General features: G+C 30.8%; 10 protein-coding genes and 1 pseudogene. 8 read left to right on the top strand and 3 right to left on the bottom strand.

Annotated features, from left to right (window positions below; translation table 11 throughout):
- Window positions 1-314: pseudogene (locus ABY863_RS10010) on the top strand (hypothetical protein); the annotation flags it as partial.
- Between the two features lie 427 nt (window positions 315-741).
- Here the strand turns inward: ABY863_RS10010 and ABY863_RS10005 are convergent.
- From ABY863_RS10005 to ABY863_RS09995, 3 genes are all read right to left on the bottom strand, one after another.
- Window positions 742-1,128: an HU family DNA-binding protein gene (locus ABY863_RS10005; RefSeq protein ID WP_372794391.1), complete on the bottom strand. Its 387-nt coding sequence runs from the start codon at window positions 1,126-1,128 to the stop codon at window positions 742-744.
- 471 nt (window positions 1,129-1,599) lie between these two features.
- On the bottom strand, window positions 1,600-2,109 hold the full coding sequence (locus tag ABY863_RS10000) for a gamma carbonic anhydrase family protein (RefSeq protein WP_372794389.1): 510 nt from the start codon (window positions 2,107-2,109) through the stop codon (window positions 1,600-1,602).
- A gap of 16 nt (window positions 2,110-2,125) precedes the next feature.
- Window positions 2,126-3,115: a type IX secretion system membrane protein PorP/SprF gene (locus tag ABY863_RS09995; protein WP_372794387.1), complete on the bottom strand. Its 990-nt coding sequence runs from the start codon at window positions 3,113-3,115 to the stop codon at window positions 2,126-2,128.
- Window positions 3,116-3,335: 220 nt separating this feature from the next.
- On the opposite strand from ABY863_RS09995, the gene ABY863_RS09990 reads away from it, so the two are divergent.
- The 7 genes from ABY863_RS09990 to ABY863_RS09960 all read left to right on the top strand — a co-directional run.
- Window positions 3,336-3,716 carry a hypothetical protein gene (locus tag ABY863_RS09990; protein WP_372794385.1) on the top strand — a complete coding sequence of 127 codons (381 nt, stop codon included), beginning with the start codon at window positions 3,336-3,338 and terminating at the stop codon, window positions 3,714-3,716.
- Window positions 3,717-3,858: 142 nt separating this feature from the next.
- Entirely contained in the window at window positions 3,859-7,548 is a 3,690-nt protein-coding gene (locus ABY863_RS09985; RefSeq protein WP_372794383.1) for an efflux RND transporter permease subunit, read from the top strand.
- A complete protein-coding gene (locus ABY863_RS09980; RefSeq protein ID WP_372794381.1) occupies window positions 7,538-8,761 on the top strand; it encodes a TolC family protein in 1,224 nt (407 codons plus the stop codon). The genes ABY863_RS09985 and ABY863_RS09980 overlap by 11 nt, the downstream gene beginning before the upstream one ends.
- Before the next feature lie 8 nt (window positions 8,762-8,769).
- Complete coding sequence (locus tag ABY863_RS09975) at window positions 8,770-10,569, top strand: efflux RND transporter periplasmic adaptor subunit (RefSeq protein WP_372794379.1); 1,800 nt, start codon at window positions 8,770-8,772, stop codon at window positions 10,567-10,569.
- A 70-nt stretch (window positions 10,570-10,639) separates the two neighbouring features.
- Complete coding sequence (locus ABY863_RS09970; RefSeq protein WP_372794377.1) at window positions 10,640-11,212, top strand: helix-turn-helix domain-containing protein; 573 nt, start codon at window positions 10,640-10,642, stop codon at window positions 11,210-11,212.
- 79 nt (window positions 11,213-11,291) lie between these two features.
- Window positions 11,292-11,660, top strand: a complete 369-nt coding sequence (locus ABY863_RS09965; protein ID WP_372794375.1) for a heavy metal-binding domain-containing protein — start codon at window positions 11,292-11,294, stop codon at window positions 11,658-11,660.
- A gap of 131 nt (window positions 11,661-11,791) precedes the next feature.
- Window positions 11,792-13,449 (top strand): HAD-IC family P-type ATPase (locus ABY863_RS09960; RefSeq protein WP_372794373.1); only part of this gene is annotated, 1,658 nt, incomplete at its 3' end.

Genomic DNA, 13,449 nt, shown 5'->3' with positions numbered 1-13,449 from the left:
CTCCTTTTGTAGAGATGCTCTTTTCGAATATTGATCTGGCTAAATTTTGTGCAATAGGTGTAGTTAATTATTTAGGTATGACGCATTATAAGCAAGCTTTATTACGCACTCTTGATGCCGAACAACGGTATAAACAATTCCTTAGAGAGTTTTCTAGTGTGGCACTCAATGTTAAGTTAGTAGATATTGCATCATACATAGGAGTTACACAGCAAAGCCTTAGCCGAATTCGGAAAAATGTCTCTTGGAAAAAAAACGAAAAAGAATTGGAAGCTTTAAGTAATGAGTTAGAGGTAGTGCACGGGACTCTATAGGTAACACCCACTCAGAAAAGGGGTGCATATAGACCATCTTAACCTGAATTTTCACAGCGAACTAATGCAAAGTATTTGGGTAGATTCTGAAAATGCACCAGATGTTTTCCATATTGTAGAATTTACAATAATTTAGGTTAATGAGTCACCATTTCCATCATTAAAATTATAACAAACTGTTAAGACCCGTTTCATTCACAACTAACTCTTTAAATATATTTGATTTAATCTCATCTTGGGTACGTACAATATTCCATACCCAAACTTCATCAAAAAGTATACTTTTTTAGTTAGTTTTTATAAATCGCAGGAGAAAGTGCAACAGTTATTAATAGGTGTTTTTAATTATTTGTAAAACTATTATACAAATAACCAACTTTTACATTCTTATTTCTAAGCATCTCAAACATTCCTGAAAAACTACTCCTTAAATTCTAGGTTTCGTAAACTTTAACCCTTTTAAAAAAGTCTTAAAACTCATATCAGGTCTAAATAATATCCGACGTTTTTTAACAGATGCGGTACTTAATTCTTCTTTGGTTTCAGCACCATAAGAACTGATGCTAATTTGAAAGCTACCAATATTTCCTAAGCGCACAATTTTACCAAAGCTCAATGCATCTTTAATATTATGCTCTAAAGCAATTAATACCGCATAACAATCTGCTTCATGCACAGTACATTGCTGTGATGTTATTTTCGCTAAATCTTCAAAATTCACTTCACCTGTAGCCTTGGTGGCTACATAATGTTTTTCAGGTTTAGAAAGGTCTCTCGGGTCTTTTTTCTTTACAATTTTTAGTGGTAATGCCATTTTTATAGTGGTATAAATTTAAGATATTAGTAACTGTTTTTAATTTGTATAGTACTATACTCAACTTTCTTATTAGTTGACACTATTTAATAAAGAAGTTTCAAATAAACGTCTAGACGTTTATCAAATAATGTCTAGATGTTATTGTAAGAATGTCTAGACGTTTATTTGATAACTGCTTAGCAATTATTATGAACTGCTTATTAAATTTCAAATAGTTCTTAATAAAATTTTAAAAAGGCCTATAACAAAGTTAGATCTATTTATTAAAATATCTAAATTAAACCGTTGGTTATAAGTATTTAAAACTTCAGTTCTATTATTTTTTTAGCAATGAGATGATATTAAAAATATATCGAGAACGGTTTTTTTATGCTATTTTTCTATTCTCAATACATTTTTCAATGGAAGATTACTTGAATTGAAAAAATTTTAGATCAAAACGAATTGCGCCCAACAGGTTAAAGTAGACTACTTATACCAACCTGCATATTTTACATAATTATCAGCAATTCTATTAATTTCACCTGAAATTAATTCTTCACTAATATCTTTTACTTTTTTAGCCGGTACACCTGCAAATATACATCCTGATTTTACATGGGTTCCCTTTGTAACAACAGCTCCTGCAGCAATAATACTATTACTTTCTACAATGCAATCATCCATTACAATGGCTCCCATACCAATTAATACATTGTCATGAATTGTGCAACCGTGAACCATCGCATTATGACCAATTGAAACGTTATTTCCTATATTTGTTGGGTGTTTTTTGTAGGTTGCATGGATTATAGCTCCATCTTGAACATTTACTTTATTGCCTAACTTTATATAATGTACATCTCCTCTAATAACTGCATTATACCAAATACTGCATTGGTTACCCATGGTTACCTCACCAATAATTACTGCATTTTCTGCAATAAAACAATCGTCACCAAATTGAGGTTTATTTCCGTTTAATTCTTTAATAATCATCTTGTAACTAACTAATTTAAAACATTCTATTTGTTTTACCACTTCTTTCATTCCAATACCTACGAGAGCTATCACACCCAAAATTGAAACCTAGTGTTATTTGATGATATCCTGCATCATCGAATAAAATTTCACCTGATTGTTTAGTGTAGGTATAAGAAATCATATATTTTTCGAAATTTACACCAATTATTGGCGTTATATAACTTAATTGTTTTGTGTCAATATTATCAAACCCTCTCCTATATGACAAGGCTGCCCAAATCTTTGCATTTGTACTTTCTGAATAAATTTTCATATTAAAATCAACAAATTTCTCTTTGGTACGTTCAACATATTGTATCATAACAGACGGTTCTAATTCAATAGTACCACCCTTTGCAAAATTATCAAAATAATAACCGAAAGACATTAAGTACCTTCTCAAATTCAAAGATTCATAGTCTTTATTATATAAATTTCGTGCGCTTAACATTACATTTTTTACGGTAAAATATCCAAAAAAGTCAACATCATGATAAGCCATACTCACGTCTGCATTGAAATAACTTTCGCTCTGAACTATTTGAGAAATCACTGGATCAGCTATTTCAAAAGTAGATTCATCTACACTATTATTAACCATCATAAATGAAAGCCCAAATGACAATCTCCTATAATTTCTAATATGACCAATATCTAAATGGTACGCATATGTACCTTGTATTCCTTGCTGGCTATGATACCCATTCTTATCATTAAAAAAAATAAAACCAAGCCCTGCTTTTTCTCCAAATTTAGAGTTATAACTTATTGTTTGTAATGACGGAGCGTCATCTACTCCACTCCATTGGCTTCTCGCCGTTAATCGTATTCTATTACAATCTGTAAATCCCGCAGCTGAAGGATGAACTAAATAAACATTGTCTGATAGATAATCTGAGTAAATTGGTAATGTTTCTTGTGATTTCACTACAATAGAAGTCAGAAAAAATAAACTTAAAATAAAAATTTTAGGTATTTTCATTGTCGTTTTTAAAAAATAAAATTCAAATATAGTTAATATATTTTTCAACCTCATAAGAGTTGATTATTTAAAAACAAAGTTTTGTTATTTTTATAATAAAATGAAACTAATATATTGACTAATACCAATTTTTAACTTAAAATTAATACACTCTAAATTAAAATAATTATCTTTGTAGTGGCTTATGAAGCAAGTATTTGTAAAAATATCGGCAATCTTAATGTCATTAGTAGTTCTTTTTTCTACAATGTCATTTTCTATTAGTGAACACTATTGTGGTGATTTGCTAGTAGATAGCGCCTTATTTTCAAAAGCTGAATCGTGTGGTATGGAAATGGAAAAATCATCTTCTACTAATGATTGTAGTGTTGATAAAGAAGATTGTTGTAATGATGTTGTTAAACATATTGAAGGTCAAAATGAATTAAAAACAGACCTTTCTAATTTGAATTTAGAACAACAAGTTTTTGTAGCTTCTTTTGTATATTCATACATCAACTTATTTGAAGGGTTAGAAGAAAATATAATTCCTTTTAAATATTATTCACCTCCACTTATTGTCACGGACATTCATGTTCTTGATCAAGTATTTTTAATTTGATTTTATTGTATTGAGTTTTAACAACGTAAAATTTGTTAAAGCATAGTTGTGTTTAAACCATAAATGGTTTAGGCCTTGTTAACTTGTATTTAAGATTTATTTAAATCTAAATACTAATTTAAACATCTCAATACATATAAAAATGTTAAATAAAAGCATTAAGTTTTTAATAGAAAACAAACTAGTCGCTGTATTATTATTAGCACTATTCATTGGATGGGGAGTTTCTACTGCTCCGTTTGATTGGGATACAGTTGGTATTCCTAGAAACCCGGTTGCTGTTGATGCCATTCCAGATATTGGAGAAAATCAACAAATTGTATTTACCAAATGGGGAGGTCGTTCACCACAAGATATTGAAGATCAAATTACGTATCCTCTTACAACATCATTATTAGGAATACCAGGTGTAAAAACAATTCGTAGTTCATCAATGTTTGGATTTTCCAGTATCTATATCATTTTTGAAGAAGACATAGAGTTTTACTGGAGTCGTAGTCGGATTTTAGAAAAACTAAATTCATTACCAAGCGGATTACTTCCAAACGATGTGCAACCTGCCTTGGGTCCAGATGCAACTGGATTAGGTCAAATTTACTGGTATACATTAGAAGGACGAGATGAAGAAGGAAATGTAACTGGCGGATGGGATTTACACGAATTGCGTAGCATTCAAGATTACTATGTGAAATATGCACTTTCCTCTGCTTCAGGAGTTTCAGAAGTTGCCTCAATTGGTGGTTATGTTCAAGAATATCAAATTGATGTAGATCCTGATATTCTGAAGGAATACAACATTTCACTAGAACAAGTAGTAAATGCTGCACGTAATACCAATAAAGATATTGGAGCAAAAACCATTGAAATCAATCAGGCTGAATATTTAGTTCGTGGATTGGGTTATATAAAATCTGTTGAAGATATAGAAAATGCAGTAGTTACTTCCAAAGATTTCACTTCTATATTAATTAAAGATATTGCAAAAGTATCTTTAGGCCCTGCAGAACGAAGAGGAATTTTAGATAAAGAAGGAGCCGAAGTTGTAGGTGGTGTTGTGGTTGCACGTTATGGTGCAAATCCAATGGAAGTTATCACTAATGTAAAAAAACAAATTGGAGACATTAGCGCTGGTTTGCCTTCAAAAGTATTAAAAGATGGTAGAACCTCGCAAGTAACCATTGTTCCTTTTTACGATAGAACGGAACTAATCCAAGAAACCCTCAATACACTTGATGAAGCATTAACCTTAGAAATTCTAATTACCATTTTAGTAATTATTGTAATGGTTTTTAATTTAAGGGCATCAGTCCTAATTTCTGGATTATTACCAATTGCGGTTTTAATGGTATTTATTTCTATGAAACTGTTCAATGTTGATGCCAATATTGTCGCCTTATCCGGTATTGCAATTGCTATTGGCACCATGGTAGATGTGGGTGTAATTCTATCAGAAAACATCATTCGACATATGGATGAAGATGGGAATAAAACACCTATTAATAAATTAGTTTACCAAGCAACTACAGAAGTTTCTGGAGCAATTATTACGGCAGTAATGACAACCATTATCAGTTTTGTTCCAGTATTTACAATGATTGGTGCAGAAGGTAAATTATTTAGACCACTGGCATTTACAAAAACAATGGCCTTAACGGCTGCTTTAATTGTAGCTTTATTTTTAATACCACCTTTTGCAGCTTGGTTATTTGGATTTAAACCTTCCTTAAAAAAAGGAAAATACATAGGTAGTATTGGTTTAATAATAGCTGGTTTAGTAGGTGTATTTAGTGGTTATTATGCTGCTTTATTACTAATAGCCTTTGGAATTTCAAGCATTTTAAAATTAAGAGGTATTCTTTCTGAAGAAAAAGCAAATTTGGTAAATATTATTATTTCATCATTTACCATTGTTGCATTTTTAAGTGTGTATTGGAGACCATTAGGTGTTGATAATTCAATTTTTACGAACCTTATTTTTGTAAGTGTTATTTGCTTTGGGATTTTAGGAGTTTTCACTTTATTCAGAAAGTCCTATGTACAAATTTTAAACTGGGCTTTAAATAATAAATTATTGTTTTTAAGCATTCCCGCAATCATAGTTGTAATAGGTGTTGGAGTTTGGAAAAACACCGGAAAAGAATTTATGCCGGCATTAAACGAAGGTTCATTTTTATTGATGCCAACCTCCATGCCACATTCTGGAATTGCTGAAAACAAACGTGTTTTACAACAATTAGATATGGCAGTTGCAACCATCCCAGAAATTAAAACAGTAGTTGGAAAATCTGGAAGAATTGAAAGCGCCTTAGACCCTGCACCATTATCAATGTATGAGAATGTAATTATTTACAAACCAGAATACAAACTAAATGAAGATGGGAAACGCTTAAAATTTAAAGTAAATGATGATAATTTGTTTGAAACAACTTCAGGTCAGTTTATAGCATCGGGGACAAAAGTTGAAACCAATAAATTAATTGAAGATTCAGCCGGTGAATATTACAGAAACTGGCGTAAACAAATTAAATCTGCCGATGATATTTGGAATGAAATTGTTCGAGTAACAAAATTACCCGGAGTAACTTCAGCACCAAAATTACAACCAATTGAAACTCGTTTGGTAATGTTACAAACTGGAATGCGTGCTCCTATGGGTATTAAAGTTAAAGGGCAAGATTTAGCACAAATTGAAGCTTTTGGTTTAAAATTAGAAAACGTATTAAAACAGGTTCCTGGTGTAAAAAAAGAAGCCGTTTTTGCTGATAGAATTGTTGGAAAACCTTATTTATTGATAGATATAGATAGAGAGAAATTAGGGAGGTATGGTTTATCAATTAATAATGTTCAAAGCATTTTAGAGGTTGCAATTGGTGGTAAATTAATTACTCAAACCGTAGAAGGAAGAGAACGTTATGGAGTAAGAGTGCGTTATCCAAGAGAAAAACGTACCAGCCCGGAAGATTTAAAAAAGATTTATGTACCAACGCCAGGCGGAAATCCAATCCCACTATCAGAGTTAGTAAGTATTAAATATGAACAAGGTCCACAGGTTATAAAAAGTGAAGACACGTTTTTAGTGGGTTATGTATTATTTGATAAGTTAGATGGTGAAGCTGAAGTAACAGTTGTTGAAAGAGCACAAGCAGCAATTCAAAGTCAAATAGATAGAGGAGAATTGGTAGTTCCTAAAGGGATTAATTACCAGTTTACAGGAACTTATGAAAATCAATTACGAGCAGAAAAAACACTTTCAGTTGTAGTTCCGTTGGCATTGGCAATCATCTTTTTAATATTGTATTTCCAATTTCGTTCAGTAACTACATCATTAATGGTTTTTACAGGAATCGCAGTTGCTTTTGCAGGTGGTTTTATGATGATATGGTTGTATGGAGAATCTTGGTTTTTAAACTTTAATGTTTTTGGTGTAAACCTTCGAGATTTATTTCAAATACATCCCATTAATTTAAGTGTTGCCGTTTGGGTTGGATTTATAGCTTTGTTTGGAATTGCGACTGATGATGGTGTTGTAATGGCAACATATTTAACACAAACATTTGAAAGAAACGAACCAAAAACAAAACAAGAAATAAGAGCTTCAATTGTTGAAGCAGGTGAAAAAAGAATCCGCCCTTGTTTAATGACAACAGCTACTACAATGCTGGCATTATTACCTGTGTTAACATCAACAGGTAGAGGTTCAGATATTATGATTCCAATGGCAATTCCAAGTTTTGGAGGGATGTTAGTCGCCTTAATAACACTATTTGTAGTGCCAGTTTTGTTCAGTTTGAAAAAAGAAATTTCATTAAAAAAATTAAACAATGAAAATTAAAATAGGATATATAATAGTATTATTTATAAGTATTTCTAGTTATGGTCAATCCTTGCAAGAATACTTAAATATCGCAGAAGCTAATAATCCAGAATTACAAGCTATGCACTATACATATGAAAGTGCTTTGGAGAAAGTAAACGAAGAAGGAAGTTTACCTAATACAACTATTGCTGCTGGATATTTTGTTCAAGAAGCAGAAACAAGAGTTGGCGCTCAAAAGGCAAAACTTACAGTATCACAAATGATGCCTTGGTTTGGTACGTTGGAAGCAAAAAAGGAAAGCGCTTCTTTTAAGGCTGATGCGCAATTAAATGTAATTGATTTAACTAAAAGAAAATTATTTCTCAATGTTAAAACTAACTACTATCAATTGTTTGAATTAAATGTAAAAGAGAGCATAATAAAAGAGAATATTGAAATTCTTAAAACTTTTGAAGACTTAGCATTGATTGAATTGGAAAACAACAGAGCAACAATGGTTGATGTGCTTAAAATTAGAATGGAAAAAAATGAGCTTTCTAATAAATTGAGTACCGTTGTAGAAAATTTTAAAGCTAAACAAATTGCCTTTAATTTAATTTTGAATCAGGAAGAAAATCTTTCAGTGAACATTCCTAAGAATATTGAAATTTTAGAAGGTGTTAATTTATTTCAAAAAGAAATGATTTCAGAAAATCCGCAACTATTAAAATTGAATAATTTGCACAGTGCTTTAGAAAAATCGGAACTAGCAACTAAAAAAGCCAGCTTACCAACTATTGGTATCGGATTAGATTACGTGTTTGTAGAGAATAGGGCTGTTGAGAATTTATTAGAAAATGGAAAAGATATTATAATGCCTATGGTAACAGTATCAATTCCGTTATTTTCTAAAAAATACAGTTCTAAACAAAAACAATTAAAGCTAGAACAAAAAGCAATTGAATCAACTAAAATAGAAACAGGTAATCAATTAGTGACTTTGTTTGAAAAAACGATGGCAAACTTAAAAAATGCTAAAGTTTCAATTAAAACACAAATAGATAATATTGAGCAAGCTAATCAGGCGCAAAAAGTTTTATTGGCGGCCTATGAAACTTCAAAAATAGATTTTGAACAACTATTGGAAGTACAACAGTTAAAGTTAAAGTTTCAATTCAAAATGGTAACTTCAGAAATGGAGTACGCAATTCAAAAATCTACATTAGAATTTTTAACAACAAATAATTAAAAAGTAAAATGAAAAAATATATAATTTACATCGGAATTTTAATAACTGGTTTAATTTTAGGCTGGTTATTATTTGGAAACTCTTCAAATTCAGAAGAAAAAAACCACAATCACGAAACTTCTGAAACCAAAAACCAACTATGGACCTGTTCAATGCACCCACAAATTATGCAGTCAGAACCTGGTGATTGCCCAATTTGTGGTATGGATTTAATTCCTGCAGAAACTTCAGCAGATGGATTAGAAGCTAATCAATTCAAAATGTCAGAAAATGCACTGGCATTAGCAAATATTGAAACCACGGTAATAAATAGTATTACAAATGAAGTAAGTGGTTTCATACTTTCAGGTAAAATTAAAGAAAACGAAAAAACGAATTCAATTCAAACGGCTCATTTTGGTGGTAGAATAGAAAAGTTATTTGTAAATTCTACTGGTGAAAAAGTGTACCAAGGGCAACAATTGGCTCTAATATATTCACCTCAGTTAGTGACTGCTCAAAAAGAATTATTAACTGCCTTAGAGTCTAAAAATAAAGATTTAACCTTGTACAATGCTGTTAGAAATAAGCTAAAACTTTGGAAACTTTCTGAAAAACAAATTGATAAAATTGAAGCTTCTAAAAGTATTATTACAAACTTTCCAGTGTATGCAAATGTGAGTGGAATTGTAACAAAAAAAATGGTTGAAGAAGGTAATTATGTAAAAGAAGGTCAAACTTTACTAATGATTTCAAATTTAAATACCGTTTGGGCAGATTTTGATGCGTATGAAAAACAACTTTCTTCAATAAAAATAGGAGATGAAATAAGTATTAGAACCAATGCAGAACCAAACAAAGAAATTAAAGCTAAAATTTCATTTATTGATCCGGTATTAAATACTTCAACTAGAACTGTTATTGTAAGAACTGAATTAAAAAACAATGAAGGAGCATTAAAACCTGGAATGTTTATTCAAGGACTTCTAACACCTAAAAATGCAACAAAAAAACATAAAGCTCTATTAACAGTTCCTAAAACTGCCGTTTTATGGACAGGAAAAAGATCAGTTGTATATGTAAAAATACCGGGTACAGAACCTGTTTTTGAATTGAGAGATGTAACCTTAGGAAATGAAATTGGTAGCTCTTATGAAATTTTAGAGGGATTAAATTCCAACGAAGAAATTGTTACCAATGGAACTTTTACTGTAGATGCAGCCGCTCAATTACAAGGTAAAAAAAGTATGATGAGTCCAGAAGGCCACAGCGTTGTTACAGGACATGAAAATCATATTGGTATGCAAGGTTCTGAAAATACTCAAGAAGAAAATGAAGTAGAGAAAACAGAAGATGATTCCGTGATAGAAAGAATAAAAGTTGCTACAAAATTTCAGAATCAATTAAGCACAGTTTTCACAGATTATTTAGCAATAAAAGATGCTTTAACAAATGATAATGTTAAAGCTTCTCAAAATGCCGCACTTATATTTAATGAAAACTTGAACAAAGTCGATATGAGTCTTTTAAAAGATAATAAATCACATACTATATGGATGCCTCTTTTAAAAGACTTAAATACTTCATCTAATGAAATTTCAAAACTAACTGATATAAAAAAGCAAAGAGAATACTTTATTTCTTTATCAAATAATATTTCAAAATCTGTTGAGGCTTTTGGTGTGAATAAGAAGGTTTATAAGCAATTTTGCCCAATGGCAAATAATGATAAAGGTGCTTATTGGTTAAGTATTGATGAGAATATTAAGAACCCATATTTTGGAGAAACAATGCTTAAATGTGGAAGTACAACGTCAATAATTGAGTAACATTATTTTAAGAACACTTTTCATTTACTAAAGTGTTCTTGAAATGGTTTATCTAAAAATAAAAGTTAAAATGCAAAATAATAACTCAATATTAATAGTGAAAAATATGGTTTGCGACCGTTGTATAAAAGTTGTTAAAGAGGAGTTGTTAATCAATGAAATTAAATTTGAGTGTGTTGAATTGGGCAAAATATATTTCAATAAAAATCTTTCAATAGATGAAATGAATACATTAAAAAACATTCTGGAAAAAGAAGGATTTGAAATAGTTGAATCGTATGATTTTAAAATAGTAAATCAAATTAAAACATTAGTTATTGAAAATATTTTTCACGGAAGACACAAATTGTTCAACCAAAATTATTCAACCTATTTAGCATTAAATGTAGAACTTGAATACGGACAGTTGAGTAGAATTTTTTCTGAATTAGAAGGACGCACCATTGAAAATTATATCATTCAACAAAAAATAGAACGTGTTAAAGAATTGATTTTTTACAATGAATTAACGATAAGTCAAATTTCATACGAACTAAACTATAGCAGTCCACAACATTTATCTCGACAGTTTAAACAAATCACCGGAATAACACCTACACAGCATAGAAACATAGGGTTTCGCGGGAAATTAGATACAATTTAAACATAATTATGCACAACACTATATGCAAATAGTCAGACCTTTATAGTATAAATATATAACGAAATTAAAAAAACAAAAAATGATGAAAACAAAAAATTTAATAGCTGTTTTAGTAATAGCTTTAGTAAGCCTATCAGCAATGAATGCACAAGAAATGGATCATTCTAAAATAAAAAAAACAGCAGTTAAAGTTGAAAAGAAAGAGATGTATGCTTGTCCTATGAAATGTGAGGGTGAGAAAAAATATGAAAAAGAGGGTACTTGTCCAAAATGTAAAATGGATTTAAAAAAAATGGAGATGAATAAAATGTATACTTGTTCAATGCATCCTGATGTAATTACTGATAAATCTGGTGAATGTCCAAAATGTGGTATGAACTTAATTGAGAAAAAAATGGAAATGAAAAAGAAGAAAGATGCATCTCACGAAGGGCACAATCATAATTAATAGAAGGATAGCTTCAAGAACAAGTTTTAACCATCTGTTAAAACTTGTTCTTAATTCTAGAAACGAATGAAAGTGTAAGGTTCACTTTTTGCCAAATGGTTTAATTTAAGTTGAAGTTAAAATGTATTGAAATGAAACATACCTATAAAATAACTGGAATGACTTGTAATGGTTGTAAAGCCAATGTCGAAAAAACGTTACTAAATATTCGTGGAATCATAAATGTTTCGGTTGATTTAACAACTGGAAAGGTTGATCTGGATATGAACAAGCACATTTCGCTTGATAAACTTCAACAAGAATTTTTAAATGCTGGACTTCATTATACGATTAATGAATTTGATTCAAATGAAAAACAAGCTGTTGTAAAACCTATAAAAAATGTAAAAGGCAATGGCGTTTTTTATTGTCCAATGCATTGTGAAGGAGCTAAAACATACAATTCCATGGCTGATTGCCCTGTTTGTGGAATGGATTTAATTGAACAGCCAAAATTAATTGAAAACATTCAATATACCTGCTCAATGCATCCTGAGGTTATTCAAAACACTCCTGGTTCATGCCCAAAGTGCGGAATGGATTTAGTGCCTCTAGCACCAGAAGAAACAACTGAAAGCAAAACATACAATTCCTTAATCAGGAAAATGAAAATTTCATTAGTATTTGCAATACCGGTTTTTTTGATTTCAATGTCAATGCATATCCCAACAACTCCATTACCAAAGTTAATGCCCCAAGTATATTGGGATTGGTTACAATTTTTTTTAACAATTCCTATCGTATTTTATACTTGTTGGATGTTTTTTGAACGTGCTTGGAAATCTATAATTACTTGGAATTTAAATATGTTTACTTTAGTAGGAATTGGAACTGGAGCAGCATTTATATTTAGTATTGTTGGATTACTTTTCCCTGATGTTTTTCCTCAAGAATTTAAAAGTGAAATGGGCGGTGTAGAACTGTATTTTGAAGCAACAGCAGTAATTTTAACATTGGTTTTATTAGGTCAGCTGTTAGAAGCAAGAGCGCATAGCCAAACCAGTAGTGCTATTAAAGAACTACTTAAATTATCACCTTCAGAAGCTACAATTGTTATAAATGGTGAAGATAAAATTGTTTCAATTCATGATATTAAAGCAGGTGATTTATTACGTGTAAAACCAGGTGAAAAAATACCTGTTGACGGTATTATTATTGAAGGAAATAGCAGTATTGATGAATCTATGATAACTGGAGAGCCAATTCCGGTTGATAAAAAAATAGCAGATAAAATTAGTTCAGGAACTATTAATGGAACTAAATCCTTTATCATGAAGGCTGAAAAAGTGGGTTCTGAAACCTTGTTATCTCAAATCATTCAAATGGTAAGTGATGCAAGTCGCTCACGAGCGCCTATTCAAAAATTAGCTGATACTATTTCAAAGTATTTTGTTCCAATTGTAGTTATTGTATCCATTTTAACATTTATTATTTGGGCAAATTTTGGACCTGACCCAGCATTGGTATATGCATTTGTAAATGCCGTTGCAGTATTAATAATTGCGTGTCCTTGTGCTTTAGGATTGGCAACGCCTATGTCTGTAATGGTAGGTGTGGGTAAAGGAGCCAAAAACGGTGTTTTAATTAAAAATGCAGAAGTTTTAGAAACCATGAACAAAGTAAATGTTCTAATTACAGATAAAACAGGAACACTTACTGAGGGAAAACCTTCTGTTGAAAAAGTGTATGCTACTGAAGGGAATGATGCTACAAGTCTAATTACTAGTATCGCATCATTAAACCAACATAG

The sequence above is a fragment of the Lutibacter sp. genome, from assembly GCF_041562875.1.
GTDB lineage: Bacteria > Bacteroidota > Bacteroidia > Flavobacteriales > Flavobacteriaceae > Lutibacter.
This window is presented reverse-complemented; position numbering and strand designations above follow the sequence as displayed.